We start from the raw sequence: 26,702 nt of genomic DNA, 5'->3' as shown, positions 1-26,702 counted from the left end.
TGAGTTTAAGCGGCCAACCCATGCCGGGTTGGGCATGTGGTTTTAGAGGGCTGAGGCATGTCGAGAGTCTGTCAAGTTACCGGTAAGGGTCCGGTAACCGGGAACAACATTTCCCACGCAAACAACAAAACCCGTCGTCGTTTCCTGCCGAACCTGCAGCATCATCGCTTCTGGGTCGAGTCCGAGAAGCGCTTCGTGCGTCTGCGCGTATCCGCCAAGGGCATGCGCTGCATCGACAAGCGTGGTATCGACGTAGTGCTGGCTGAGCTGCGCGCTCGCGGCGAAAAGGTTTAAGGAGCAAATCATGCGCGAACTGATCCGTTTGGTGTCCAGTGCCGGTACCGGCCACTTCTACACCACCGACAAGAACAAACGCACCACCCCCGACAAGATCGAAATCAAGAAATTCGATCCGGTCGTGCGCAAGCACGTGATGTACAAGGAAGCCAAGATCAAGTAATTGATCCGGCGCCCTGCCGAAAAAGCCCGCCTATATGGCGGGCTTTTTCTTGCCTGCAGATTGCTCGGCCCTGCCCGATGCGCCTCCGGCCCTTGGCAGCGCTATGGGTTGGCGGCGATAAAGCCGGTCACCAGCTGCGCCAGTTCCTCGCCCTTGTCCTCCTGCAGAAAATGACCGCCGTCGATCACGGTGGTGTGCGCTTGGCCCTGCGTGCCGGGTATCAGCTTCTGCATCAGCTTGTCGCCCCCCGCGGTGACCGGATCAGAATCACTGAATGCGGTGAGGAAGGGCTTGCGCCATTGCCTCAGCACGGCCCAGGCCGCACGGTTGGCCGCCGCCGCCGGATCATCCGGCGTTATGGGCACCAGCAGTGGAAACTGGCGGGCGCCCTCCTTGTAGCGATCGTCGGGGAAGGGGGCGTCGTAGGCATCGATCACGGCCTGGGGCAGTTCGCTGCAGGTGCCGCGCTGGATGATCGCGCCGGCGGGGAAGGTCGGCACTTCCTGGGAGTACTTCTGCCAGCTCTTGAATGCCGGGCCCGGGTCATGATCGCCGGTCGGCAGCATGGTGTTGGCCGCCACGACGCGCGCGAAACGCTCGGGGTGCTCGGCGACCAGGCGCAGGCCGATCAGTCCGCCCCAGTCCTGACAGACCAGGGTGATGCGGCTGAGTTGCAGCTGATCGAGCAGCGACCGCATCCAGTCGACATGGCGCTGGTAGCTGTAGTCCTCGCGCCGGGTGGGTTTGTCGGAACGACCGAAACCGACCAGATCCGGGGCGATCACCCGGTGCCCGGCGGCCAGCAAGGTCGGCACCATCTTGCGGTACAGGTAGCTCCAGGATGGCTCGCCATGCATCAGCAGCACCGGGTCGGCGCCGGCCGGGCCTTCGTCCACGTAATGCACGCGCAGCTGGCCACCCTCCTGGTCGTCCACCTGCACGTAGTGCGGGGCGAAACCATAGTCGGGCAGCTGGTCGAAGCATTCATCGGGTGTGCGCAGAACGTCCATGGGCGGCTCCTCGTGTTGGCTGGACCGGTATTCTGCGGCGCCTGTCCGGCGTCGGACACCTGGCTAAGTGTGGGGAATAGCGGTGCATCAATTGCGGCGATGACGGGTCGCCGGCTCGAGGCGCGCAATGGCGGAAAAAAGCCCGCACGAAGCGGGCCAAAGGGTGACGCATGAATGACGGGCAGGTCAGCGCACGGCCTGCTCGAAGATCACATAGACCTTGCGGCAGGGTTCCAGCACCTCCCAGGTGCCTTCGAACCCGGCGGGGATGACGAAGCGATCGCCAGCGCGCAGGGTCTTGGCGTGGCCGTCGCGGTCGCGCAGCACCGAGACACCCTGGAGGATCTCGCAGTATTCGTGCTCGCTGTAGCGGACCGTCCACTGGCCGACGTCGCCTTCCCAGATGCCGCTGTTGAACTGGCCGCAGGGGCTGGTGTAGTGGTTGCGCACGGTCTGTGCGGGGTCGCCCTTGAGTACCTTTTCCGGCGCCGGACGGTAGTGCTCCGGGGTGCTGTTGGCGTGGGCGAAGTCGACTATCTGTTGGATATTCATCTGCGGGTCCGTGGTTGTGGGTTATTGGGCCTTGCGGATCGCGCCGGCCAGTTTCTCCACCAGGGTGTCGATCTGCCCTTTCTCGACGATCAGGGGCGGCGACATGGCCAGGGTGTCGCCAGTCACGCGGACCATCAGGTCGTCGCGGAAGCACTGCTCGAAGACCTGGTAGCCGCGCTGGCCGACCCCCTGATTGCTGGGCGCCAGCTGCACGCCGCCGACCAGGCCGACGGCGCGGATGTCGATCACGTTGGGCAGGCCCTGCAGGCTGTGCAGGGCATCCTGCCAATAGCTTTCCAGTTCGATGGCCCGCTCGAACAGCTCCTCCTCCCGGTAGATGTCGAGGGTCGCCAGGGCAGCGGCGCAGGCGACCGGGTGACCCGAGTAGGTATAGCCGTGGAACAGCTCGATGCCGTCCGGACCCTGCATAAAGGCCTGGTAGATACTGTCATCGACGAGCACCGCGCCCATGGGGATGGCGCCGTTGGTCAGGCCCTTGGCGCAGGTGATGATGTCCGGCGTGACGCCCCAGCGCTCGGACGCGAAGGCCTTGCCGACGCGGCCGAAGCCGGTGATCACCTCATCGAAGATCAGCAGGATGCCGTGCTTGCGGGTGATCTCGCGCAGGCGCTGCAGGTAGCCCTGTGGCGGCAGCACCACACCGGCCGAGCCGGACATCGGCTCGACCATCACTGCCGCGATGTTCTCGGCGCCGTGCAGGGCCACCAGGCGCTCCAGTTCGTCGGCTTTCTCGATACCGAACTGCGGCAGCCCGCGGCTGAAGGCGTTGCGCTCGATCTCCAGGGTGTGCGGCAGGTGATCGACGCCGGGCAGCTGCAGGGGGAAGGCCTTGCGGTTGTTGACCATGCCGCCGACCGAGATGCCGCCGAAGCCGACGCCGTGGTAGCCCAGTTCGCGGCCGATCAGGCGGGTGCGGGTGCCCTGGCCGATGGCGCGCTGGTAGGCCAGGGCGATCTTCAGTGCGGTGTCGGCCGACTCCGAGCCGGAGTTGGTGAAGAACAGCTTGTTCAGCCCGGCGGGCGCGATCTCCGCCAGGCGGCTGGCCAGCTCGAAGGGCAGGGGATGACCCATCTGGAAGGTGGGGGCGAAGTCCAGCCGGGCGATCTGCCGGCTGACCGCCTCGGTGATTTGCCGACGACCGTGACCGGCGTTGCAGCACCAAAGGCCCGCGGTGCCGTCCAATATCTTGCGGCCGTCGTCGCTGGTGAAGTACATCCCTTCGGCGCTTTCCAGCAGACGCGGTTTGGCCTTGAACTGACGATTGGCGGTAAACGGCATCCAGAAATCGTTGAGCTTGTTGTTTATTCTGTTCGTTTGCGAGGGGGTATGGGTCGTCATTCTGGCCATCCGAACGCGCGAAAGGTAGGGTTTAGGGCAATTTCGCGCAGTCTATGTTTAATAAAATGAACATTACAAGAGGGTTTGCTGTGCAACTGTCAAAAATATTGAAAAGCTGTAGCCCTCTGGTTTAGTGTTGCCAGCAGGATTGGGCCCATGCGGGCCTTGCAGAATTATTGACAGTGCGCCGGAGTAGCTCCGCCGCACTTTTTACTGATAGAGGATGCTCGAATGACTAGCCTGACTCGCGCCGACTGGGAACAACGCGCCCAGAACCTGAAGATCGAGGGCCGTGCCTTTATCCACGGCGAATACTGCGCGGCGGCGTCCGGTGCGACCTTCGAATGCATCAGCCCGGTGGACGGACGCATGCTGGCGAATGTCGCCAGCTGCGACCAGGCCGACGCCGAACGGGCGGTACAGGATGCCCGGGCCACGTTCGACTCCGGCGTCTGGTCGCGCCTGGCGCCGGTGGCGCGCAAGGAGGTGATGATCCGCTTCGCCGACCTGATCGAGCAGCACGGTGAAGAGCTGGCCCTGCTGGAAACCCTCGACATGGGCAAGCCGATCAGCGATTCGCTGGGCATCGATGTGTCCAGCGCCGCCCGGGCCATCCGCTGGAGCGGCGAAGCGATCGACAAGATCTACGACGAAGTGGCCGCCACCCCGCACAACGAACTGGGCCTGGTGACCCGCGAGCCGATCGGCGTGGTAGCCGCCATCGTGCCGTGGAACTTCCCCCTGCTGATGAGCTGCTGGAAGCTCGGCCCGGCGCTGTCCACCGGTAACTCGGTGATCCTCAAGCCGTCCGAAAAGTCGCCGCTGACCGCCATCCGCCTGGCCCAGCTGGCCATCGAGGCCGGTATCCCGACCGGCGTGTTCAATGTGCTGCCGGGCTACGGTCACACCGTCGGTAAGGCCCTGGCCCTGCACATGGATGTCGACACCCTGGTATTCACCGGCTCGACCAAGATCGCCAAGCAGCTGATGGTCTACGCCGGCGAGTCGAACATGAAACGCGTGTGGCTGGAGGCCGGCGGCAAGAGCCCGAACATCGTCTTCGCCGACGCCCCGGACCTGCAGGCCGCCGCCGAGGCCGCCGCCGGCGCCATCGCCTTCAACCAGGGCGAGGTGTGCACCGCCGGCTCCCGTCTGCTGGTGGAGAACTCGATCAAGGCGCAGTTCGTGCCCCTGGTGGTCGAGGCCCTCAAGACCTGGAAGCCGGGTCACCCGCTGGACCCACAGACCAACGTCGGCGCCCTGGTCGATCAGCAGCAGCTCAATACCGTGCTCGGCTATATCGAGGCGGGGCAGGCCGATGGTGCCAAGCTGGTCGCCGGCGGCAAGCGCACCCTGGAGGAGACCGGCGGCGTGTATGTCGAGCCGACCATCTTCGACGGCGTGAGCAACGCCATGAAGATCGCCCGCGAGGAGATCTTCGGCCCGGTGCTCTCGGTGATCGGTTTCGACGACGCCGAGGAAGCCGTGCGCATCGCCAACGACACGCCCTACGGTTTGGCAGCGGCGGTGTGGACCAGCAACCTGTCCAAGGCGCACCTGACCGCCAAGGCCCTGCGCGCCGGCAGTGTGTGGGTCAACCAGTACGATGGCGGCGACATGACCGCGCCGTTCGGTGGCTTCAAGCAGTCCGGCAACGGCCGCGACAAGTCGCTGCACGCGTTCGACAAGTACACCGAGCTGAAGGCGACCTGGATCAGGCTGTAAGCGCGCGATACCACGGGCGGGCAACCGCCTGAAGGTCCGCCCTTCGGGGCCGGCTCCCATGAGCCACACCTGCGGCCGGGTTCCCTTGGGAAACCCGGCCGTTTCGTTTTGAACGGCCACGACAACAGGAAGGAGTCTGGTAATGCGTTGGGGTACCTATTTCGCCGTCTGCTCGGCGGTGATCAGCATCGGCCTGGCCCTCGGCGTGACCATGCCGCTGGTGTCGCTGCGTCTGGAGGGCTGGGGCTACGGCTCCTTCGCCATCGGCGTGATGGCGGCCACGCCAGCGGTGGGGGTGCTGCTCGGTGCGTCCCTGGCCGGTCGCCTGGCCGGGTGGCTGGGCACGACCCGGCTGATGCAGGCGAGCCTGCTGTGCAGTGCGCTGTCGGTGGCGCTGCTGGCGCAGCTGCAGGATTACGCGGTCTGGCTGGTGCTGCGCCTGCTGATCGGCGTGGCCCTGACCCTGGTATTCATCCTCGGCGAGAGCTGGATCAACCAGCTGGCGGTGGAGAAGTGGCGTGGCCGGCTGGTGGCGCTGTACGGCACCGGCTATGCGTTGAGCCAGCTCTGCGGTCCACTGTTGCTGACGGCGCTGGGCACGGCAAGCGACCGCGGCTTCTGGGCCGGCACCGCGCTGCTGATCGGCGGCTCGCTGCTGCTGGTGGGGCGCCGCGGCGCGCCGCGGGTCGATGCGCAGAGCGTCTCGGGGCGTGGGTTGCCGGCCTTCTGCCGCAAGCTGCCGGCGATCGCCTGGGCGGTGATGCTGTTCGCCGCGTTCGAGGCGATGATGCTCACCCTGCTGCCTATCTACGGCCTGCGTCAGGGCTTCACCCAGGAGGTCGCGCTGTTCATGGTCAGCGTGGTGGTGGTGGGCGATGCCGTGCTGCAGCTGCCGATCGGCCTGCTCGCCGACCGCATGTCGCGCGGCAGCCTGTTCCGCGGCTGCGGGGTGATCCTGCTGGGCTCCAGTCTGGCCATTCCGTTGCTGCTGCACTCGCCGCTGATCTGGCCGCTGCTGGTGCTGTTCGGCGCCAGCGCCGGGGGGCTGTTCACCCTGTCGCTGATTCTCATCGGCGAGCGCTACCGCGACGACGAACTGGTGCGGGCCAATGCCCATGTGGCGCAGTTGTGGGGTATCGGCTGTCTGCTCGGGCCGCTGGCCACCGGGGCCGCCAGCCAGTGGCTGAGCAGCCATGCCCTGCCACTGCTGATGGCCCTCGGCGCCGCGGTGTTCGTGGTGCTGGCCTGGCGCGGTACCGGCTTCGAGCCGGTGCTGGCCGGCGCCCCGGCGCGCGGCGACTAATCCGTTCGGCGCAGCTCCGCCAGCAGCTCGCCTGCGGCTGCGCCGACGCGGCGCACGGCCTCTTCCAGTTCCGCCGTCAGTGGCGCGGCATAGTTCAGACGCAGGCAGTTACGGTACTTGCCGGCCGCGGAGAAGATACTGCCCGGGGCGATCTGCAGCTTGTGCGGCAGCAGCACGCGATTGAGCTGCTGGCTGTCGAAGGCGCTGTCCAGCTCGACCCAGAGCATGAAACCGCCATGGGGCTGGCTGACCCGCGTGCCACTGGGAAAGTAGCGGCTGACCCAGTCGGTCATCCGGTTGCGGTTGCGCGCGTACTGGCTGCGCATGCGCCGCAGGTGCGGCTCGTAGTGCCCTGCGGCGATGAACTCGGCCAGGGCCAGTTGCGGCAGCTGCGCGGTCATGCCGGTGCCGATGTACTTGAGGTGGAGGATCTGCGGCTGGTAGCGCCCGGCCGCTATCCAGCCGATGCGCAGCCCCGGCGCCAGGGTCTTGGAGAACGAGCTGCAGAGCAGCACGCGGCCATCGACGTCGTAGGACTTGATGGTGCGCGGGCGCGGGTAGCTGTACGCCAGCTCGCCGTAGACGTCGTCCTCGATGATCGCCACGTCGTAGCGCTGGGCCAGCGTCAGCAGGGCGCGCTTGTTGGCCTCCGGCATGATGTAGCCCAGCGGGTTGTTGCATGTCGGGGTGAGCTGGATGGCCTTGATCGGCCACTGCTCGAGGGCCAGCTCCAGGGCATCCAGGCTGATGCCGCTGAGCGGGTCGGTGGGCAGCTCCAGGGCCTTGATGCCAAAGCCCTTCAGGGCCTGCATCACGCCATGGAAGCTCGGCGAGTCGAGGGCGACGATGTCGCCGGGCTTGCAGGTCGCGCAGATCGCCGCCGATAGCGCCTCATGGCCGCCGGTGGTGATGACGATCTCTTCGGGCGGGATCTGGCAGCCGGAATCGAGCATCAGCCGCGACAGCTGCTCGCGCAGCTTCGGGTCGCCGTGGATGCAGCCGTAGCTCAAGCCTTCCACCGATTGCCGCCGGCCCAGGCGCGACAGCGAGCGCAGCAGGGGTTTCAGGGTGGGGCTGCTGATGTCGGGAATGCCACGGATGAACAACCTACTGAGAGATACAACTAGGCCGATGCGGCGCTCAGGCCAGTTCCTTGAGCCGATGCCAGAGCATGCCGAGGGCCAGTAGCGGCGAGCGCAAATAGCGGCCGCCAGGGAAGGTCATGTGCGGCACCTTGGCGAACAGCTCGAAGCCGCCGCCAGCCTGGCCTGCGATGGCCTCGGCCAGCAGCTTGCCGGCCAGGTGGGTGGCGTTGACCCCGTGGCCTGAATAGGCCTGGGCGAAGTAGACATTGGCTTGATCCTTGAGCCGGCCGATCTGCGGCAGGCGGTTGGCGCCGATGCCGATCATGCCGCCCCACTGGTAGTCGATCTTGACCTCGCCCAGCTGCGGAAACACCTCGAGCATTTTCGGCCGCATGTAGCCGGCGATATCCGCCGGATCGCGGCCGGAATAATGGCAGGCACCGCCGAACAGCAGGCGCCGGTCGGCGGACAGGCGGTAGTAGTCGAGTGCCACCCGCTGATCGCACAGCGCCATGTTGCGGGGGATCAGCGCCTTGGCCTGGCTTTCCGAGAGCGGCTCGGTGGCGATGATATAGCTGCCGGCCGGTAGCACCTTGCCGCCCAGGGTCGGATTCAGCTCGCCCAGGTAGGCGTTGCAGGCGAGCACCAGCTGAGCGGCGCGCACCGTGCCGTGGGCCGTGTGCACCCGGACCTCGGGTCCGTAGTCGATGCGCGTCACCGGCGAGTTCTCGAACAGCTGCACCCCCATAGCTTGCGCCACTGCGGCCTCGCCCAGGGCGAGGTTGAGCGGGTGCAGATGGCCGGAGCCCATGTCGATCAGGCCGCCGACATAGCGGCTGGAGCCGACCACTTCGTGCATCTGCTCGGCCTGCAGCAGGCGCAGTTCGTGGCGGTAGCCGAGGGACTTGAGCTCTTCCAGGTCCTCGGCGAAACCGGCCAGATGGCTGGGCTTGTTGGCCAGGTCGCAGTAGCCCCAGGTCAGATCGCAGTCGATCCGGAAGCGCTCGACCCGTTCGCGGACGATCTCCACCGCCTCCAGGCCCATCAGCTTGAGCTGGCGCACACCGTCGGCGCCGATCACCGATTCGAACTGCTCGACCCCGTGGCCGACCCCGCGGATCAGCTGGCCGCCGTTGCGCCCGCTGGCGCCCCAACCCACCTTGCGCGCTTCCAGCAGCGCCACCGAGAAACCCTTCTCGGCCAGCTCGATGGCGGTGTTCAACCCCGAGAAGCCGCCGCCGACCACGCACACATCGGCGCGCAGCTCACCGCCCAGGGGCGGGAAGTCGAGCTGGCGACGGGTGCTGGCGGCGTAGTAGGAGTCGGCGTGCTGGGTGCTGTGCACAGGCTGGCGAACGCGGGCGTTCATGTGTGAAATCCTGTTTGTTATGTTTGGAAAATTTTACGCAGGATAAGCGCGGTGCCGGCCGGTCGCCAAGGGGGCAAGGTAAAAAACTGCAGTTCCGTCGGCAAAACCCGTTGCGCGGGCGCCCTCATTGATCGTCAGCGGTAAGATGCGCGGGTTTTCTCCCGGACCCGTCTGCGATGACCTGTACCAGCCGCAAGATCGATCAGCTGCGTTTGCAGATTCCCGCGTTCGAGTGCGTGCCGGGCTGCCACGACTGCTGTGGCCCGGTGACCGCATCAAGCGAAGAGATGGCGCGGCTGCCGGTCAAGGGCATTGCTGCGCACGAGGCGGCGCTGGCCGACTACAACTGCGTGCACCTGGGGCCCAATGGCTGCGAAGTGTATGACCAGCGCCCGCTGATCTGTCGTCTGTTCGGCACCACGCCGAACCTGCCTTGCCCAAATGGCCGTGGACCTGAGCAGCCAATCGAACCGGCCGTGGAGCACCGGGTCCACCGCCTGATCGCCAGCACGCGGCAGCGTTTGCTGTAGAGGACGGCACTACCTCAGCAGGCCAGGTGATTTTCGTACAGCGCACTGTCAGTGGGCTTCGCCGGTCTGCTGTCGCGACAGCTACCGGTCGTTCAGAACCTGTTCCAGGCCTGTTATTTCCGCTTGTGCAGTGGCGCGTATCCAGTCCCTGACAGCGGTGATGGCCGGGTTCGCGTCATGGCGCGGTGGCCAGACCAGCCAATAGGCATAGTCGTTGTGGATCCGTAGCTGCGGGCAGGGCATAACCAGGCGCCCGGCGCGCAAGTCGCCTGCTGCCAGAAACAACCGTCCCAGCGCAATGCCCTGTCCATCGGCAGCGGCCTGGAGAGCGAGGGCGGAATCGCTCAGGTTCAGTCCAGCGGGCACCGGCAGATCAGGGTGACCGGCAGCACTGAACCAGCGGCCCCAGTTTCCTTTCGGGGTGTCGTGCAGCAGGCGATGGTCTAGCAGGTCTACTGGTGCGCAGGGGACTGGCAGGGCCTGCCGCAGGGCCGGGCTGCACAGTGGGGTCAGGGTTTCTGTGGCCAGCAAGGCACTGTTCAGCCCGCGCCAACCGCCAGGGCCGGACCTCAAACCGAGGTCGAAGCGGGTGTCCTTGCCATCCCATAGTTCGGCCGTGGTGGTCAGTTGCAGATCGATCTCCGGGTGGGCGGCCTGGAGCGCGGGAAGGTGCGGCATCAGCCAGCGCGAGGCAAGCGATGGCAGCACGGTCATCCGCACCGGGCCATTGGCCGGGCGACGGGCCGTGGCGCTGGCAGCGGCGATACGGTCCAGCGCGGGGGTAAGGTCGTTCAGATAGGCGGCCCCTGTGGGGGTCAGGGCCAGCACCCTGCCTCGTCGTTCGAACAGGGGTTGGCCGAGCCACTCTTCCAGCAGGCGTACCTGATGACTGATGGCGGCCTGCGTTACCGCCAGTTCATCGGCGGCACGGGTGAAATGCAGGTGGCGGGCGGCAGCTTCGAACGCGCGGACGGCCCCCAGCGGCGGCAGACGACGCATGAGTCTCTTCCATTAGCTGTATTTATCGAATGCCCGAGATTAGATCATTTCCCCGCTGCTGAAAACGCCGGTTAACTCCCTGAAATCATTTGGTAAATGTGAGGGTGTCATGCCACTGGAGCTCGTTGCGGTCTTTCTCGGGTTTGCGGTACCGATGGTCATCAGTCCGGGGCCGGGGAACACGGTGCTGGCACTGTCCGGCGCTCGTTTCGGGGTGCGAGGTACCGGGCTGTTCTGGCTGGGATTCGAAATCGGCAATGTTCTGCTATGCCTGCTGTATGGCCTCGGTTTCGGGGCCCTGCTACTGCAATACCCGCAAAGCCATACGGTGATGCTGTGGGCGGGTGCGGCCTATGTGCTGTATCTGGCCTGGGGATTCTTTCGCTCCGCAGCACCTGGCGCCAAGGCCCAGACGGTGGAGCGCATGGGGATGGTCAGCGGCATCGTTGCCGTGCTGCTGAACGTCAAGATCCACTCGATGGTGGCGGTCATGTTCGCCCAGTTTATGCGGCCGGATCGGGCACTGGTGCCTCAGGTGCTGCTGCTGACTGGCGCTTTTCTGGTGGTGGGAATTGTCTGCCACTTCCCGTGGATCTACGGCGGGCAGCTGATTCTGGGGCGGTTCACCTCAGACCAGGCGCTACGGATACAGGGGCTGGTCTTCGGGGGCTTGATGGTCGCGGTGGCGGTTTATATGGTTTCAGTTTGAGCGACGCTGACCTTCCATCGTCGCTCCGCCCGATTGCCGCAGGCGAGAGGGCGTTCTGAGGCAATTCGCCCAGACCCTGGTGGTATGAGTCGCCGTCTCCATGGCAGGGGCTTCAGGGCCCTTTCCCGCAGGGCTATTCCGGCACTGGCAGCTGCAGCGACTCTTTCACCTCTTCCATGACGATATAGCTCTTCGATTCACGCACGTGGGGCAGCTTGAGCAGGATGTCGCCGAGCAGCTTGCGGTAGCTGGCCATCTCGTTGATGCGCGCCTTGACCAGGTAATCGAAGTCACCGGACACCAGGTGGCACTCCAGTACGTGGGGCAGTTTGAGTACGGCGCGGCGGAATTCCTCGAAGGTGTCGCCGGACTTGTAGTCCAGGCTGATCTCGACGAACACCAGCAGGCTGGCCTTGAGGTGCTGCGGATTGAGGCGGGCGTTGTAGCCCATGATGATGCCTTCGCGCTCCAGGCGCCGGACCCGTTCGGTGCAGGGCGTGGTGGACAGGCCGACCCGCTCGCCCAGTTCGGTGAAGGAGATGCGCCCGTCCTCCTGGAGGATGCGCAGGATGTTGCGGTCGATCTTGTCCAGTTCGCGACGGCTCTGGTGCTGGGTGCGCATGGGGGATCCCCCTCCGTAAAAAGGATTTTTGCCGAGATTTCTCTCCAAATATAGTAGCTAATATAGTGAGAAGCACTGGCTGGTGCTCAATATACTGCGCGCATCAACTCTCTGAAAAACAAACGCCAGCGCATAGTCGCGGCGAGGAGTGAAGCATGCGGGTTCTGGTTCTGGGCAGCGGTGTTATTGGTACGGTCAGCGCTTACTACCTGGCCCGTCAGGGTTTCGAGGTGGTGGTGGTCGATCGCCAGGCCGCGCCGGCCATGGAGACCAGCTTCGCCAACGCCGGCCAGGTGTCGCCCGGCTATGCCTCGCCCTGGGCCGCTCCCGGCGTACCGCTGAAAGCCATCAAATGGCTGCTGCAGAAGCATGCGCCGCTGGCGATCAAGGCCACCGCCGATGTCGACCAGTACCTGTGGATGGCGCAGATGCTGCGCAACTGCACCGCCAGTCGTTACGCGGTGAACAAGGAGCGCATGGTGCGCCTGTCCGAGTACAGCCGCGACTGCCTCGACGAACTGCGCGCCGAGACCGGCATCGCCTACGAAGGCCGCCGCCTGGGCACCACCCAGCTGTTCCGCACCCAGGCCCAGGTGGACAACGCCGCCAAGGACATCGCCGTGCTGCAGCAGTCCGGCGTGCCCTTCGAGCTGCTCGACCGTGACGGCATCGCCCGCGCCGAGCCGGCCCTGGCCAGCGTCAAGCACAAGCTGGCCGGCGCCCTGCGCCTGCCCAACGACCAGACCGGCGACTGCCACATGTTCACCCTCAAGCTGGCCGAGATGGCCAAGCAGATGGGCGTCGAGTTCCGTTTCGGCCAGAACATCGAGCGCCTGGACTCCGCCGGTGACCGGATCAACGGCGTGTGGATCGACGGCAAGCTGGAAACCGCCGACCGCTACGTGCTGGCGCTGGGCAGTTACAGCCCGCAGCTGCTCAAGCCGCTGGGTATCCGCGCGCCAGTCTACCCGCTCAAGGGCTATTCGCTGACCGTGCCGATCACCAACGGTGACATGGCCCCGGCCTCGACCATCCTCGACGAGACCTACAAGGTGGCCATCACCCGTTTCGACAACCGCATCCGGGTCGGCGGCATGGCCGAGATCGCCGGTTTCGACCTGAGCCTGAATCCGCGTCGGCGCGAGACCCTGGAGATGATCGTCGGCGATCTCTATCCCCAGGGCGGCGACCTGGGCCAGGCGGACTTCTGGACCGGCCTGCGCCCGGCGACCCCGGATGGCACGCCGATCGTCGGCGCCACCGGCTTCCGCAACCTGTTCCTGAACATCGGGCACGGCACCCTGGGCTGGACCATGTCCTGCGGTTCCGGACGCTTCCTCGCCGACCTGATGGCCAAGAAACGTCCGCAGATCAGCGCCGAAGGCCTGGATATCTTCCGTTACAGCAAGTCCAAGGAGGCGCCCAAGCATGCCAGCCCGGTGCCGGCGCACTGAGACCGGCTCGGCGTCGAGGTGGCACGCTCCCTCGATCATGCGGGTCGAAATGCTGGTGACTACGGTCTGAGCCACTAGCCGTCGTATTCCCTCGGCCATGAATGCGACACTGAATCCTGCTTGGCCCGGCTCTGCCGGGCTTTTTTATTCATCGTTCCCCGTGAGAAGTGTGAGAGCCATGCGTCCAGCCCGCGCCCTGATCGACCTACAAGCCCTGTGTCACAACTACCAGCTGGCCCGCGAAGTCACGGCTGCCAAGGCGCTGGCGGTGATCAAGGCCGATGCCTACGGGCACGGCGCGGTACGCGTGGCGCAGGCTCTGGAGGCGCAGGCCGACGGTTTCGCCGTGGCCTGTATCGAGGAGGCCCTGCAGTTGCGCGAGGCCGGCATCCGCGCACCGATCCTGCTGCTCGAGGGCTTCTTCGAGGCCGAGGAGCTGGCCCTGATCGAGCAGCACGACCTCTGGTGCGTGGTGCATGCCCAGTGGCAGATCGAGGCGATCGAGCGCAGCGCCCTGGCCAAGCCGTTGACCCTCTGGCTGAAGATGGACTCGGGGATGCACCGGGTCGGCCTGGCGCCGGCCGAGTACCAGGCGGCCTATCGCCGGCTGCTGGCCAGCGGCAAGGTCAGCAAGATCGTGTTGATGAGCCACTTCGCCCGCGCCGACGAGCTGGATTGCCCGCGCAGCGAAGAGCAGCTGGCGGTGTTCGAGCAGGCCCGTCAGGGTCTGGCGGCGGAGATCAGCCTGCGCAACTCGCCGGCCGTGCTCGGCTGGCCCAACATCCCCAGCGACTGGGTGCGCCCCGGCATCATGCTTTACGGCTCCACCCCCTTCGAGCAGGAACAGGCCCTGGCGGCGCGCCTGCAGCCGGTCATGACCCTGGAGTCGAAGATCATCAGCGTGCGCGAACTGCCCGCCGGCGAGCCGGTCGGGTATGGCGCGCGCTTCGTCACCGAGCGGCCGACCCGGGTCGGGGTGGTCGCCATGGGCTATGCCGACGGCTACCCGCGGCACGCGCCGACCGGCACGCCGGTGACCATCGACGGCCAGCCCAGCCGACTGATCGGCCGGGTGTCGATGGACATGCTCACCGTCGACCTCAGCGACCTGCCCCGGGCCGGACTGGGCAGCCGGGTCGAGCTGTGGGGCAAGCAGGTGCTGGCCAGCGACGTGGCGATCCGCGCCGGCAGCATTCCCTATCAGCTGTTCTGCAACCTGCGCCGGGTGCCGCTGGTCTATTCCGGGGGCTGAACCGGGCGCTGGGCAGGATTCGCAAGCAAGGTGTTGTAAATACTGAACGCTGTTGCCATGATACGGGCACATTTTCCGTATCTTCCCGAGGGGGACTCCAGCATTGGACGTCGGTGTACGCCTGCAATCCATCCGCAAACTCAAAGGCCTTTCCCAGCGTGAACTCGCCAAGCGCGCCGGGGTCACCAACAGCACCATTTCGATGATCGAGAAGAACAGCGTGAGCCCCTCGATCAGCTCGCTGAAGAAGGTGTTGGCCGGCATTCCCATGTCCCTGGTGGAATTCTTCTCCCTGGAAACGGATCAGGACAACCACACTCAGGTGGTATATCGGGCCGGTGAGTTGATCGACATTTCCGACGGCGCCGTGACCATGAAGCTGGTCGGCAAGGCCCACCCCAGCCGGGCCCTGGCATTTCTCGACGAGACCTATCCGGTCGGCGCCGACACCGGCGACGAGATGTACAGCCACGAGGGCGAGGAAGCCGGGATGCTGGTCGAGGGCCGCCTGGAACTGACCGTGGGCAGCGAGGTGTTCATCCTCGAGCCGGGTGACAGTTACTACTTCGAGAGCAGCAAGCCGCACCGTTTCCGCAACCCCTTCGACGCGCCGGCGCGGCTGATCAGCGCCACCACGCCCGCCAATTTCTGACCGATAGGGCCACCATCCCTGCGACAAACTGGGTTGTTTCGGCCCGGCGGCCTTCCCGTTATACTGTTGCCCGCTCGCGAAACCGTGGCCGCGGGCGTGACTAGCCACGATGAGGGTGTACCCGTGAACCTAATTAGCAAGATGCTGGTGGCGCCGGCCGCCGTATTGGCCCTGTGGGCAGTGACTGCGCAGGCCGCGACCAACGACGAGATCGCCGAGCGCCTCAAGCCGGTGGGTGAAGTCTGCGTGATGGGCGAGGAATGCAAGGGCGTCGAAGCGGTCGCGGCCTCCGCCGGCGGCGGTGCGCGCACCGCCGATGATATCGTCGCCAAGAACTGCAGCGCCTGCCACAGCGCTGGCGTGCTGGGCGCGCCGAAGATCGGCGACACCGCCGCCTGGCAGGCACGCGCCAGCAATGGTGTGGATGGCCTGCTGGCCAATGCCATCGCCGGTATCAACGCCATGCCGCCGAAAGGCACCTGTGGCGATTGCTCCGACGACGAACTGCGCGCCGCCATCGAGAAAATGTCTGGCCTGTAAGTCGACGCTGCTGCACTGAAAAGCCGCCCTCGGGCGGTTTTTTGCATTGTGCCGACGGGATTGCAGCAAAATCGACTGCGATGCAGTCAAACCTGACATGCCAGGGATGCCGTCAGGAGTCGCCAGATGCCGGAGGTATGTTCCATCGAGCAGGCCGTCGATCGCGTGCTGAGCGCCATTGATGGGCCTATCCGCCTGGGCCTGCCCCTGGGCCTGGGCAAGCCGAACCGCTGGGTCAACGCCCTGTACGCGCGGATCAAGCAGCTGCCACAGCGTCAGCTGACCATCTACACGGCGCTGTGCCTGGGGCGCCCGCTCGCCAGCCAGGAGCTGCAGCGGCGCTTTCTCGAGCCCTTCGTCGAGCGCGTCTACGGCGACTACCCGGAGCTGGACTTTCTCGCCGACCTGCATGCCGGCAACCTGCCGGACAACGTGCGCATCGAGCAGTTCTTCCTGCAGCCGGGCAGCCTGCTGGACTGTCCGTCGGCGCAGCAGGACTACAACAGCTGCAACTACAGCCAGGTCACCCGCGACCTCGATGCCAAGGGCGTCAACCTGATCGCCCAGCTGGTCGCCCGTGATCCGCAGCGCCCAGGGCTTTTCAGCCTGAGCTGCAACCCGGACATCACCCTCGACCTGCTGCCCCGGCTGGAGCGACGTCGCGCGGCCGGCGAGCCCATTCTGTGCCTGGCCCAGGTGCATGAGGACCTGCTCTATATGACGGGTTCGGCGGAGGTCGCCCGCGAGCGCTTCGACCTCCTGCTGCAGGAACCGGAGCGCAGTACGTTGTTTTCCACGCCGAACATGCCGGTGACCCTGCAGGACCAGTGCATCGGCCTGCACGCCAGCAGCCTGGTGCGTGACGGCGGCACCCTGCAAATCGGCATTGGGGCCATGGGCGATGCGCTGACTGCCGCGTTGCTGGCCCGGCATGCGGACAACGCGGCCTACCGGGCCGGACTCGAGGCGCTGCAGGGCGATGCCTGGGCCGGGCTAGTCGACGCGGTGGGCGGCCGGGAGCCCTTCGCCGAAGGCCTGTATGGCTGCAGCGAGATGTTCGTCAATGGCCTGCTGGCGCTGGCCGAAGCGGGCGTGTTGCGTCGTCGGGTCTATCCCGACCTGCGCCTGCAGCAACTGGCCAGTGCCGGCGCCTTGGACGCCGAGGGCCGCCCCCGCAGCGTGCAGGCGCTGCTGGACGCCGGCCTGCCGGCGCGCCTGGATGCAGACGGCCTGGGCTGGCTGCAGGCCAAAGGGCTGCTGAACGGGTCGCTGCGGCTGCGCGGCGAGCGCCTGCACATGGCCGATGGCCGCGAGCTGTCGAGCGACCTGCAGGACCCCTACACCCAGTCCGCGTTGCAGGCCCAGCTCGGCCAGGCCCCCGACGGCGTGCTGCTGCACGGTGGCTTCTTCCTCGGCCCGACGGACTTCTATCAGCGTCTGCGCGAGCTGGCGCGCGAGCGACTCGGACGCTTCGCCATGACCGGCATCGGCTTCGTCAATCAACTCTATGGCGATGAGGAACTCAAGCGCCTGCAGCGCCGCGATGCGCGTTTCATCAATACGGTGTTCTGCATGACCCTGCTCGGCGCCGGGGTGGCCGACCAACTGGAGGACGGCCGGGTGCTCAGCGGCGTCGGCGGCCAGTACGACTTCGTCGCCCAGGCCCAGGCATTGGAGGGCGCGCGTTCGATCCTGCTGCTGCGAAGCTGGCGCGAATCGGCCGGGCGACTCAGTTCCAACATCGTCTGGCATTACGGCCATGTCACCATTCCGCGGCACCTGCGCGACCTGGTGGTGACCGAGTACGGCATCGCCGACCTGCGCGGCAAGACCGATGCCGAGGTGATCGAGGCGCTGTTGAATATCTGCGATTCGCGCTTCCAGGCGGAGCTGATCGAGCAGGCCCAGCAGGCCGGCAAGCTGCCGCGCCATTTCCGCCTCGACCCGCGCTTCCTCGACAATCGGCCGGAGCGCCTGCAGGCGCTGCAGGCACGCCACCCGACTCTGTTCGACGAGTATCCGCTGGGCAGCGACTTCGGCCGCGAGGAGCGCGACCTGTTACGCGCGCTGAACTGGTTGAAGGGCAAGTTCAAGCTCAGCGAGGCCCTCGAGTTGGGCAAGGCAGCGCTGGAGGCGCCGCCGCCGGACGACTTTGCCCGTCACCTGGCGCGCATGGGCCTGGCACAGCCGCACGGCTGGCGCGAAGAGTTGTACCAGCGCCTAGTGCTGGCCGGCCTGCACGCGACTATTCCTGAAAGCTGACGGTGCCGCCTGCCAGGGAGCTGATGCGTGCCAGGGACTCGACCCGGTAGCCCCGGGCGTCGAGGTCGGTGCGGCCGCTCTGGAACGACTTCTCGATCACCACGCCGACCCCGGCGATGCTCGCGCCGGCCTGGCCGATCAGGTCGATCAGCGCCCGGGCGGCGTGGCCGTTGGCGAGGAAGTCGTCGATCAGCAGCACATGGTCGTCGGCATTGAGGTGCTTGGCCGAGATGGCGATGGTGCTTTCGGTCTGCTTGGTGAAGGAGAACACCTTGGAGGTCAGCAGGTCGTCCTTGAGGGTGAGCGACTGGTACTTGCGCGCGAAGATCACCGGCACGCCCAGCTCCAGCCCGGCCATCACCGCCGGGGCGATGCCGGAGGCCTCGATGGTGACGATCTTGGTGATGCCCAGGCCGGCGAAGCGCCGGGCGAACTCGTGACCGATCTGCTGCATCAGCAGCGGGTCGATCTGGTGGTTGAGGAAGGCATCGACCTTGAGCACCTGCTCGGAGAGTACGGTGCCTTCTTCGCGAATCTTCTGCTTCAGTGCGTCCACGCGGATTCCCTCTTGGTTGTTGCTCTGATGCCCGGTCTGCGCCGGAGTGCTTGAACGTAGCGCGGCTTCAGGCTTTTTTCAGCAGGGCGCGCATATTGGCCAGCGCCGAGTTGCCGGTGGCGGCCTTGACGGCCGGGGGCGCGTCTTCCTGGCCTTCCCAGACAAGGTCCTCGGGTGGCAGCTCGTCGAGGAAGCGGCTCGGCGAGCACTCGATGATCTCGCCGTACTGCTTGCGCTTGGCGGCAAAGGTCAGGGTCAGGTTGCGTTTGGCCCGGGTGATGCCGACGTAGGCCAGGCGGCGCTCTTCCTCGACGGTGTCGGCCTCGATGCTGGAGCGGTGGGGCAGGATATCCTCCTCCACGCCGAGGATGTACACCGAGGGATATTCCAGGCCCTTGGACGCGTGCAGGGTCATCATCTGCACGCCTTCGGCGCCTTCCTCCTCCTCCTGCTGGCGCTCGAGCATGTCGCGCAGCACCAGCTTGCCGATGGCGTCCTCGATAGTCATGTCGCCTTCTTCGTCGCGCTCCAGGGTGTTCTTCAGGGCGTCGACGAGGAACCAGACGTTGCCCATGCGGGCGTCGGCGACCTTGTCGCTGGAGGCGTTCTGGCGCAGCCAGTTCTCATAGTCGATGTCCATCACCATGCTGCGGATCGCGGCGATCGGATCGTTCTGCGCGCACTGCTGGCGCACGCCGTCCATCCAGCGGGTGAAGCGCGCCAGGCGCTCGGTGAAGCGGCTGTCGAGGTGTTCGCCGAGGCCGATCTCGCCGGCGGCGGCGTACATGCTGATCTTGCGCTCGGTGGCGTAGTTGCCGAGTTTTTCCAGGGTGGTGGAGCCGATCTCGCGACGCGGCACGTTGATCACCCGCAGGAAGGCGTTGTCGTCGTCCGGGTTGACCAGCAGGCGGAAGTAGCTCATCAGGTCCTTCACCTCCTGGCGGGCAAAGAAGCTGGTGCCGCCGGACAGGCGATAGGGGATCTGGTGGTGCTGCAGCTTCAGCTCCATCAGCTTGGCCTGGTAGTTGCCGCGGTAGAGGATGGCGAAATCGCTGTAGGGCCGCTGGGTGCGCAGGTGCTCGGTAAGAATCTCCAGGGCCACCCGCTCGCACTCGGCATCCTCGTTGCGGCAGCGGATCACGCGGATCTCGTCGCCCATGCCCATCTCGCTCCACAGCTGTTTCTCGAAGGCGTGGGGGTTGTTGGCAATGAGGATGTTGGCGCATTTGAGGATGCGGCTGGTGGAGCGGTAGTTCTGCTCCAGCATCACCACCTTGAGGGAGGGGTAGTCCTCCTTCAGCAGCATCAGGTTTTCCGGACGGGCGCCGCGCCAGGCGTAGATCGACTGGTCGTCGTCGCCGACCACGGTGAACTGGTTGCGCGTGCCGACCAGCAGCTTGACCAGCAGGTACTGGCTGGCGTTGGTGTCCTGGTATTCGTCGACCAGCAGGTAGCGAATGCGGTTCTGCCACTTCTCGAGGATGTCGGGGTGATCCTGGAACAGCTTCACCGGCAGCAGGATCAGGTCGTCGAAGTCCACCGCGTTGTAGGCCTTGAGGGTGCGCTGATAGTGCAGGTAGACGATCGCCGCGGTCTGCTCCTTGGGGCCCCGCGCCTCGGCCAGGGCCTGCTCGGGCAGGATCAGGTCGTTCTTCCAGGCGCCGATGTAGTTCTTGATCTCGTCGGCGCCGTCGTCGCCGGCATATTCCTTCTGCATGATGTCCGCGAGCAGCGCCTTGATATCGCCCTCGTCGAAGATCGAGAAGCCCGGTTTGTAGCCCAGCCGGGCATACTCCTTGCGGATGATGTTCATCCCCAGGTTGTGGAAGGTCGACACCGTCAGGCCGCGCGCCTCGGCGCCCTTGAGCAGGCTGCCGACCCGCTCCTTCATCTCGCGGGCGGCCTTGTTGGTGAAGGTCATGGCGACGATATGGCGCGCCTGGATGCCGCAGTTCTGCACCAGGTGGGCGATCTTGCGCGTGATCACGCTGGTCTTGCCGGAGCCGGCGCCGGCGAGCACCAAAAGAGGGCCGCCGACGTAGTTCACGGCTTCCTGTTGCCGAGGATTCAGTCGGGACATGGGGCTATCGGGGTCGGGTAAAAAGGCCGCAAATTCTACCAGTTCTGGGGCGCGCGGCGCAGGCGTCTGCGCTGACGGTTTGTCGCCGGAAGAATTTATCGTGTAGATTTTGATGCTTAATTAGGCTAGTGCGGCTATAAGTTAATGTAACTTCTTAGGTTGTGAGCTGCGGAGGTGTTGTGTCCTGCCAAAGCGATTTCTGCCAGCTGCTGGTCCTGGCGACAGAAAGCCACTGGGTGCGCCTGCTCGACGCCTTGCTGGGCGAGCAGGAAGAGCCCGTCTGGTTGCTGGTCGCCAGCAGTTGGCAGGAGGCTCAGCAGCGCTACCCGAATTGCTCCCCCGACTTCATCTTCTGCACTCCGCAGTGTCAGCCCGCGGCCGAGCAATCTCCGCAATTGCCGATCCTGTTGCTCGAACGCCCGCCCCAGGGGGCTCTGCCCGGCGTCCAGGACTGGCTGGCCCGCGACAGCCTGACCGCCGAGGTGCTGCGCCGCTGCCTGGATTACAGCCGACAACGCCAGGCCCTGCAAATCCTCGCCGATCGCGATCCTCTCACTGGTGTGGTCAACCGCCAGGGCTTCCAGGCGCTGCTGCACAAGCGCCTGCAGCAGAACCGCGGGCGCGGGCTGCTGCTGGGCTATCTGGACCTGGACAACTTCAAGCATGCCAACGACAGCCTGGGACACCGCGCCGGGGATCAGTTGATCCAGCAGGTGGCGCAGCGCATCAGCGACGTGCTCGCCCCTCAGGACTGCCTGGCCCGACTGGGCAGCGACGAATTCGCCCTGCTGCTGGACGTCAGCCAGTCCAGCGCGCGGGTCGAGCCCATGGCCCAGGCGCTGATGCAGGCCCTGGCCGAGCCTTACTGGATCCAGGGCGAGAGCCTGACCCTGGGCTGCAGCCTGGGGCTGGCCTACGGCCGCGCCGGTGAGGACTCCGACCCGCTGCTATGGCACGCCCACATGGCCATGCAGCAGGCCAAGCACAAGGACGGTTGCACCTACCACCTGTACGACGAGCGCATTTCCAGCCAGGTCCGCAGCCTGGCCGATGTCGAGTCCGAACTGCGCCGGGCGCTGCGCCGCGACGAGCTGGAGCTGCACTACCAGCCACGCCAGGACCTGGTCAGCGGCGCGATCGTCGGAGTCGAGGCACTGATCCGCTGGCGCCACCCCAATCGCGGCCTGCTGTATCCCCTGGACTTCATTCCGCTGGCCGAGCAGAGCGGCTTGATCGTGCCGCTCGGCTACTGGGTGGTGGACCGCGCGTTGCGCGACCTGCGCTGGCTGGCCGAGCGCGACATGCTGCTGCACCTGGCGATCAACCTGTCGTTCAGCCAGTTCCAGGACAGCCAGCTGCTGCCGACGGTGAAACGGTTGATCGAGAGCTGCGGGGTGGACGGCCGCTGGCTGGAGTTCGAGCTGACGGAAACCGCCATGATGCGCCGCAGCGACTACGTGCTGGACACCATGAGCACCCTCGGCGATCTGGGGGTGCGTTTCTCCCTGGATGATTTCGGCACCGGGTTCTCCTCCTTCGTCCACCTGGCCAGCCTGCCCATTTCCCTGCTGAAGCTGGACAAGAGTTTCGTCTCCGGCATGGCGGTGCGCCCGGAGCAGTCGCGGCTGGTCAATGCGATGATCAGTCTGGCGCGCAACCTGGGCCTGGAGGTGGTCGCCGAGGGGGTGGAGAGCGAAGCCGAGCTGGCGCTGCTGCAGCAGTTCGGTTGCGATCAGGGCCAGGGCTACCTGATCAGCAAGGCGCTGCCGCTGGCCGAGCTGCAGCAGTTCCTGCTGCGCCAGCCGCGGCGTGAGGAGCCGTTGCTCAGTCTCTCGCTCGGCTGAGTCGAGCCCGCACGACGCCCTTTGCCGGCCACCGATCGGCACCGGGGCATGATCCCGCTCACAGCTTCCCCCTCTGCTGCTGGCCGCCACGGCCCTGGTTGGTTAGTTTGTACGGCTTCCGCGCCCATGGCCGGACCCGGCACCTGGAGGTGCGGGTAAAACAGCGCAGACGGCCCGTTTGCGCCGTCAGTCGAAGGAAGTCGTGTGGCCGCGCCCGTTCAATCCCTGCGTTTGCTCCTGCTGACCGAGTCGGCGCCCTGGATCGTGCGGCTGCGCGAGCAGTTGTGCGCCCTGGGCGTCGCCCATGGCCTGATCACCGCGCCTTCCTGGGCGGCGGCCAGCGGTCTGTTCGAGGGGGCCGGCCATGCGCTGCTGCTGTGCACCCCCGCGCAGTTGCCGGCGGCGGGGCTCTGCACTCTGCCGATCGTGCTGCTGCTGGAGCACGAGCCCGAGCCGGCCAAGGTCCCTGCCGGCGTCTGCGACTGGCTGGTGGCCGAGACCTTCAACGCCGACGCCCTGCGTCGCTGCCTGCGCTATGCCGGTGAGCGCAGTGGCCTGCAGGCCAGCCTGCGACGCCTGACCGAGCAGGATGCCTTGACCGGCGTGGCCAACCGTCAGGGCTTCCATGCCCTGCTGGCGGCGCGCCTGGGTGAAGCCGGCGGTGCCGGACTGGCCCTCGGCCACCTGGATCTGGACAACTTCCGCAGCGTCAACGACGCCCTCGGCCACCAGGCCGGCGATCGCCTGATCCTGCAACTGGTGGCGCGGCTGCAGGCGCAGCTCCAGGCCGGTGACCAACTGGCGCGCCTGGGCAGCGACGAGTTCGCCCTGCTGCTCGATGCCCGCGGCGGCCCCGGGCGCATCGATCGCCTGGCCGAGAGGCTCAGTGAGGCGCTGGCCGAGCCCTATTGGGTCGACGGCGAAAGCCTGTTGCTGGGCTGCAGCCTGGGGCTGGTGCATGGCCGCGCCGGGGGCAGCGCCGATGCGCTGATGTGGCACGCGCACATGGCCATGCAGCAGGCCAAGGGGCAGCAGGGCTGCACCTACCATGTGTTCGACGAGCGCACCCAGCGCGCCGCGCGCAGCCGGGCGGAGCAGGAAGGCGACTTGCGCCGGGCCCTGCGCCGCGACGAGCTGGAGCTGCACTATCAGCCGCGGCTGTGTCTGAAGAGCGGCCAGGTCGTCGGCCTCGAGGCGCTGGTACGCTGGCGGCACGGCGAGCGTGGCCTGTTGGCCCCGAGCGAGTTCGTGCCGCTGGCCGAGGAAAGTGGACTGATCGTGCCGCTCGGCTACTGGGTGATCGCCCGCGCCCTGCGTGACATGCAGTGGCTGCGCGGGCGCGGCCTGCCGCCCCTGCACATGGCCGTCAACCTTTCGTTCCGCCAGTTCCAGGACAGTCAGCTGCTGGCCACCCTGGGCCGGCTGATTGAGGAGCGCGGCGTGGAAGCGCAGTGGCTGGAGTTCGAGCTGACGGAAACTGCGGTGATGCGGCGCAGCGATCAGGTGCAGCAAACCATGCTGGCCCTGGGACGACTCGGCGTGCGTTTCTCCCTGGACGACTTCGGCACCGGCTTCTCCTCCTTCGTCCATCTCAACAGCCTGCCGATCACCCTGTTGAAGATCGACAAGAGCTTCGTCGCCGGCATGGCCGGGCGCCCGGAGAACCGTCAACTGGTGCGGGCGATGATCAACCTGGCGCACAACCTCGATCTCGAAGTGGTCGCCGAGGGCGTGGAAACCCCCGAGCTATTGGCCCTGTTGCGCCAGTTCGGCTGCGATCAGGTGCAGGGCTACCTGATCAGCAGGGCCCTGCCGCTGAGCGAGCTGGCGCGCTTTTTGGTCTTCGGTCAGCGTCAGGCCCTGCTCGGTACGCCACTGGCCTAGATCAGCAACGCCTGCTGCGGCGCCGGCCGCAGCAGGCGCGCCGTCTTCCACTCGAAGCCCAGGCTCAGGCCGATCGCCGCGCAGGCCAGGCCCCCGGCCAGTCCCCACCAGACTCCCGCGGCGCCCCAGCCCAGCGGGAAGGCCAGGGTCCAGGCCAGGGGCGCCCCGACCGCCCAATAGCACAGGAGCCCGACCAGAAAGGTGGTCTTGGCATCCTTGAGGCCGCGAATCGCGCCCATGGCGATGGTCTGGATGCCGTCGAACAGCTCGAACCAGGCGGCGATGGCCAGCAGGCCGACGGCCAGGGCGACCACCTCGCGGTAGCCCGGGTCGAGCGGATCGAGAAACAGGCCCACCACCCACTGCGGCGCCAGCCAGAACAGCACGGCGAAGGCGAACATGCACAGGGCGCCGATGCCGATGCCCAGGCGCCCGGCCCGGCGCGCCTCGAGCAGGCGGCCGCCGCCGTAGTGCTGGCCGATGCGGAAGGTGATGGCGTAGGAAATGCCCACCGGCACCATGAAGGCCACGTGCACCGACTGGATGGCGATCTGGTGGGCGGCCAGCTGGCTGCTGCCGAGCGCGCCCATGCACAGGGCGGCGAAAGTAAACAGCCCGGATTCCACCGCATAGGTGCCGCCGATCGGCAGGCCCAGGCGCAGCAGTTCCTTCATTTCCGTCCACTGCGGGCGCAGCAGGCCGCGCAACAGGGCGTAGGCCGCCGTATCCGGGCTGCGCAGCAGGTGCCAGGCGAGCAGCAGGGCCATGGCGTTCATCACCAGCGCCGTGACCAGGCCGATGCCGGCCAGACCCAGCGCCGGCAGGCCGAACCAGCCCTTGATCAGCGCGTAGTTGAGGAAGAAGTTGGCCAGGGCGCCGCCGATGCTGATGGCCATCACCGGCCCGGGCCTGCCGATGGCGCTGGTGAAGCCGCGCAGGGCCATGAAGCTCATGTAGCCGGGCAGGGCGAACACCAGCGTGGACAGGAACTGCATGGCGCCGTGCACGCTTTGCGGCGCCTGGCCGAGCTGCAGCAGCAGCGGCTGCAGGTTCCACAGCAACAGGCCGGCAACCAGTGCCAGGGCCCAACCGAGCCACAGTCCGTTCTGCGTCAGGCGCGCGACCCCGGCGGCGTCATCGGCGCCATGGCGGATGGCGACCAGGTTGCCGACCGCACCGATCACGCCGACGCAGAAGATCGAGACGAACGAGTAGCCGGCCGCGCCGAGTCCGCCCCCGGCCAGGGCCTGGGGCCCGAGCAGACCCATCATCACCGTGTCGGTGAAGACCATCAGCACATGGGCCAGCTGGGCGGCGATCAAGGGGCCGGCCAGGCGCAGAATGGCCATAAGCTCGAGGCGAAGGGGCGCTTGCATGATGAGTCTGACTCAGTGTTAGGCTTGCCGAGAGCTTTCCGGCATGGGGTCGTATGACACAATTCTGAAGAGCCCTGGTGGGCGGAACAAAAGGATAAATGCGATGCATTGCATGACTAATACTCATGATTTCGGGCGATGAACAGACACCTGCCACCGCTCTATGCCCTGCGTGCCTTCGAGGCCGCCGCTCGGCACGCCTCCTTCACCCGCGCCGGCGAAGAGCTGGCCATCACCCAGAGCGCGGTCAGCCGGCATATCCGCACCCTGGAGGAGCACTTCGATTGTCGCCTGTTCGAGCGGCGCGGGCGCAGCCTGCAGCTGACCGAGTCGGCGCGGCTGCTGCTGCCGGGCGTTCGGGAGGGGTTTGATGCCCTGGAGCGCGCCTGCACCACGCTGCGGGTGGACGACGCGATCCTGCGCCTGAAGGCGCCCTCGACTCTGACCATGCGCTGGCTGCTGGCGCGCCTGTCGCGTTTTCGCCTGCAGCACCGCGACATCGAGGTGCAGCTGACCAGCGCCTGGATGGATGTGGACCGGGTGGACTTCCTCCACGAGCCCTTCGACTGCGCGGTGCTGCTGAGCAGTGGCGGGTTCGACCAGGAGTGGGAGAGTGCCCTGCTATTTACCGAGTGGCTGATCCCGGTGTGCGCCCCGGCGGCGGCTGGCACCGGCCTGTGGGACCTGCCGCGCCTACAAGAGGCGGAGCTTTTGCACCCGACCCCGGACCGCCGCGACTGGCGCCAGTGGTTGCAGGCCATGGAGCTCAGCGAGCAGGTGCCGCTCAAGGGCGGCCAGGTGTTCGACACCCTGGAGCTGGGCATGGTCGCCGCCGCGCGCGGCTATGGGGTGTCGATCGGCGACCTGGTGATGGTCGCCGAGGATGTCGAACAGGGCCGCCTGGCGCTGCCCTGGCCCTGCGCGGTGCCCAGTGGCAGCAGCTACTACCTGGTCTGGCCGAAGGCCCGGCGCGGTCAGGAGCGTTTCCGCCTGTTGCGCGACTTCCTCCTGACGGAGGTGGCGGCGATGCGTCTGCCGGATGTCGAGCGCCGCGGCTGAAGTCGGCCATTGCCCTGCCG

Annotated in this window: 24 protein-coding genes; 14 read left to right on the top strand and 10 right to left on the bottom strand. The window is 66.3% G+C overall.

Annotation, left to right across the window (positions count from 1 at the left end; all coding sequences use genetic code 11):
• The first annotated feature begins 57 nt into the window (after nucleotides 1–57).
• Nucleotides 58–294, top strand: a complete 237-nt coding sequence (gene rpmB / locus KDW96_RS11045) for a 50S ribosomal protein L28 (protein ID WP_255840450.1) — start codon at nucleotides 58–60, stop codon at nucleotides 292–294.
• A 10-nt stretch (nucleotides 295–304) separates the two neighbouring features.
• The gene (gene rpmG / locus KDW96_RS11040) at nucleotides 305–460 is read left to right on the top strand and encodes a 50S ribosomal protein L33 (RefSeq protein WP_003464575.1); all 156 of its coding nucleotides are present in this window, start codon (nucleotides 305–307) and stop codon (nucleotides 458–460) included.
• Nucleotides 461–561: 101 nt separating this feature from the next.
• On the opposite strand, the gene KDW96_RS11035 is transcribed toward rpmG, so the two are convergent.
• The 3 genes from KDW96_RS11035 to aptA form a co-directional block, all read right to left on the bottom strand.
• The gene (locus tag KDW96_RS11035; RefSeq protein ID WP_255840449.1) at nucleotides 562–1,470 is read right to left on the bottom strand and encodes a haloalkane dehalogenase; all 909 of its coding nucleotides are present in this window, start codon (nucleotides 1,468–1,470) and stop codon (nucleotides 562–564) included.
• A 186-nt stretch (nucleotides 1,471–1,656) separates the two neighbouring features.
• Nucleotides 1,657–2,022 (bottom strand): cupin domain-containing protein, encoded by a 366-nt coding sequence (locus KDW96_RS11030; protein ID WP_255840448.1) that lies wholly within the window; start codon nucleotides 2,020–2,022, stop codon nucleotides 1,657–1,659.
• A 21-nt stretch (nucleotides 2,023–2,043) separates the two neighbouring features.
• Nucleotides 2,044–3,381, bottom strand: coding sequence for an omega-aminotransferase AptA (aptA, locus tag KDW96_RS11025; RefSeq protein WP_255840447.1), 1,338 nt, complete (start codon nucleotides 3,379–3,381; stop codon nucleotides 2,044–2,046).
• 231 nt (nucleotides 3,382–3,612) lie between these two features.
• On the opposite strand from aptA, the gene KDW96_RS11020 reads away from it, so the two are divergent.
• Complete coding sequence (locus KDW96_RS11020; protein WP_255840446.1) at nucleotides 3,613–5,106, top strand: aldehyde dehydrogenase; 1,494 nt, start codon at nucleotides 3,613–3,615, stop codon at nucleotides 5,104–5,106.
• Nucleotides 5,107–5,248: 142 nt separating this feature from the next.
• Nucleotides 5,249–6,409, top strand: a complete 1,161-nt coding sequence (locus tag KDW96_RS11015; RefSeq protein ID WP_255840445.1) for an MFS transporter — start codon at nucleotides 5,249–5,251, stop codon at nucleotides 6,407–6,409.
• Here KDW96_RS11015 and KDW96_RS11010 read toward each other — a convergent pair.
• Both KDW96_RS11010 and KDW96_RS11005 read right to left on the bottom strand, forming a co-directional pair.
• Nucleotides 6,406–7,515 carry an aminotransferase-like domain-containing protein gene (locus KDW96_RS11010; RefSeq protein WP_255840444.1) on the bottom strand — a complete coding sequence of 370 codons (1,110 nt, stop codon included), beginning with the start codon at nucleotides 7,513–7,515 and terminating at the stop codon, nucleotides 6,406–6,408. The two genes, KDW96_RS11015 and KDW96_RS11010, sit on opposite strands and share 4 nt — an antisense overlap.
• 34 nt (nucleotides 7,516–7,549) lie before the next feature.
• Complete coding sequence (locus KDW96_RS11005; RefSeq protein WP_255840443.1) at nucleotides 7,550–8,863, bottom strand: NAD(P)/FAD-dependent oxidoreductase; 1,314 nt, start codon at nucleotides 8,861–8,863, stop codon at nucleotides 7,550–7,552.
• A 176-nt stretch (nucleotides 8,864–9,039) separates the two neighbouring features.
• Between KDW96_RS11005 and KDW96_RS11000 the strand changes: the two genes are divergently transcribed.
• The gene (locus KDW96_RS11000; RefSeq protein WP_255840442.1) at nucleotides 9,040–9,393 is read left to right on the top strand and encodes a YkgJ family cysteine cluster protein; all 354 of its coding nucleotides are present in this window, start codon (nucleotides 9,040–9,042) and stop codon (nucleotides 9,391–9,393) included.
• 81 nt (nucleotides 9,394–9,474) lie between these two features.
• Here the strand turns inward: KDW96_RS11000 and gcvA are convergent, their stop codons facing one another.
• Nucleotides 9,475–10,392: a transcriptional regulator GcvA gene (gene gcvA / locus KDW96_RS10995; RefSeq protein ID WP_255840441.1), complete on the bottom strand. Its 918-nt coding sequence runs from the start codon at nucleotides 10,390–10,392 to the stop codon at nucleotides 9,475–9,477.
• A 109-nt stretch (nucleotides 10,393–10,501) separates the two neighbouring features.
• Between gcvA and KDW96_RS10990 the strand changes: the two genes are divergently transcribed.
• Nucleotides 10,502–11,101, top strand: coding sequence for a LysE family translocator (locus KDW96_RS10990; protein WP_255840440.1), 600 nt, complete (start codon nucleotides 10,502–10,504; stop codon nucleotides 11,099–11,101).
• Between the two features lie 133 nt (nucleotides 11,102–11,234).
• Here KDW96_RS10990 and dadR read toward each other — a convergent pair whose 3' ends face one another.
• Nucleotides 11,235–11,723: a transcriptional regulator DadR gene (dadR, locus tag KDW96_RS10985; protein WP_255840439.1), complete on the bottom strand. Its 489-nt coding sequence runs from the start codon at nucleotides 11,721–11,723 to the stop codon at nucleotides 11,235–11,237.
• A gap of 155 nt (nucleotides 11,724–11,878) precedes the next feature.
• On the opposite strand from dadR, the gene dadA reads away from it, so the two are divergent.
• From dadA to KDW96_RS10960, 5 genes are all read left to right on the top strand, one after another.
• Nucleotides 11,879–13,177 carry a D-amino acid dehydrogenase gene (gene dadA / locus KDW96_RS10980; protein WP_255840438.1) on the top strand — a complete coding sequence of 433 codons (1,299 nt, stop codon included), beginning with the start codon at nucleotides 11,879–11,881 and terminating at the stop codon, nucleotides 13,175–13,177.
• A gap of 178 nt (nucleotides 13,178–13,355) precedes the next feature.
• Nucleotides 13,356–14,429: an alanine racemase gene (gene alr / locus KDW96_RS10975; RefSeq protein WP_255840437.1), complete on the top strand. Its 1,074-nt coding sequence runs from the start codon at nucleotides 13,356–13,358 to the stop codon at nucleotides 14,427–14,429.
• 103 nt (nucleotides 14,430–14,532) lie between these two features.
• Nucleotides 14,533–15,081 (top strand): cupin domain-containing protein, encoded by a 549-nt coding sequence (locus tag KDW96_RS10970; RefSeq protein ID WP_255840436.1) that lies wholly within the window; start codon nucleotides 14,533–14,535, stop codon nucleotides 15,079–15,081.
• Nucleotides 15,082–15,204: 123 nt separating this feature from the next.
• Entirely contained in the window at nucleotides 15,205–15,621 is a 417-nt protein-coding gene (locus tag KDW96_RS10965) for a c-type cytochrome (protein WP_255840435.1), read from the top strand.
• A 126-nt stretch (nucleotides 15,622–15,747) separates the two neighbouring features.
• Complete coding sequence (locus KDW96_RS10960; RefSeq protein ID WP_255840434.1) at nucleotides 15,748–17,883, top strand: acetyl-CoA hydrolase/transferase C-terminal domain-containing protein; 2,136 nt, start codon at nucleotides 15,748–15,750, stop codon at nucleotides 17,881–17,883.
• Here KDW96_RS10960 and KDW96_RS10955 read toward each other — a convergent pair.
• Nucleotides 17,867–18,439: a xanthine phosphoribosyltransferase gene (locus tag KDW96_RS10955; protein WP_255840433.1), complete on the bottom strand. Its 573-nt coding sequence runs from the start codon at nucleotides 18,437–18,439 to the stop codon at nucleotides 17,867–17,869. The genes KDW96_RS10960 and KDW96_RS10955 overlap by 17 nt on opposite strands.
• Nucleotides 18,440–18,506: 67 nt before the next feature.
• Complete coding sequence (rep, locus tag KDW96_RS10950) at nucleotides 18,507–20,519, bottom strand: DNA helicase Rep (RefSeq protein ID WP_255840432.1); 2,013 nt, start codon at nucleotides 20,517–20,519, stop codon at nucleotides 18,507–18,509.
• Between the two features lie 179 nt (nucleotides 20,520–20,698).
• Here rep and KDW96_RS10945 point away from each other — a divergent pair, with 179 nt between their 5' ends.
• Both KDW96_RS10945 and KDW96_RS10940 read left to right on the top strand, forming a co-directional pair.
• Nucleotides 20,699–22,363 carry a putative bifunctional diguanylate cyclase/phosphodiesterase gene (locus tag KDW96_RS10945; RefSeq protein WP_255840431.1) on the top strand — a complete coding sequence of 555 codons (1,665 nt, stop codon included), beginning with the start codon at nucleotides 20,699–20,701 and terminating at the stop codon, nucleotides 22,361–22,363.
• A gap of 204 nt (nucleotides 22,364–22,567) precedes the next feature.
• On the top strand, nucleotides 22,568–24,247 hold the full coding sequence (locus KDW96_RS10940; protein WP_255840430.1) for a putative bifunctional diguanylate cyclase/phosphodiesterase: 1,680 nt from the start codon (nucleotides 22,568–22,570) through the stop codon (nucleotides 24,245–24,247).
• On the opposite strand, the gene KDW96_RS10935 is transcribed toward KDW96_RS10940, so the two are convergent.
• Nucleotides 24,244–25,623 carry a NorM family multidrug efflux MATE transporter gene (locus KDW96_RS10935; protein ID WP_255840429.1) on the bottom strand — a complete coding sequence of 460 codons (1,380 nt, stop codon included), beginning with the start codon at nucleotides 25,621–25,623 and terminating at the stop codon, nucleotides 24,244–24,246. The two genes, KDW96_RS10940 and KDW96_RS10935, sit on opposite strands and share 4 nt — an antisense overlap.
• 138 nt (nucleotides 25,624–25,761) lie before the next feature.
• Here KDW96_RS10935 and KDW96_RS10930 point away from each other — a divergent pair, with 138 nt between their 5' ends.
• Nucleotides 25,762–26,682: a LysR substrate-binding domain-containing protein gene (locus KDW96_RS10930; RefSeq protein ID WP_255840428.1), complete on the top strand. Its 921-nt coding sequence runs from the start codon at nucleotides 25,762–25,764 to the stop codon at nucleotides 26,680–26,682.
• Nucleotides 26,683–26,702 lie beyond the last annotated feature (20 nt).

Source organism: Pseudomonas benzenivorans, assembly GCF_024397895.1.
GTDB lineage: Bacteria > Pseudomonadota > Gammaproteobacteria > Pseudomonadales > Pseudomonadaceae > Aquipseudomonas > Aquipseudomonas benzenivorans_A.
Note: the sequence above shows the minus strand (reverse complement) of the source record. Positions and strands in the feature narration are given on the sequence as shown.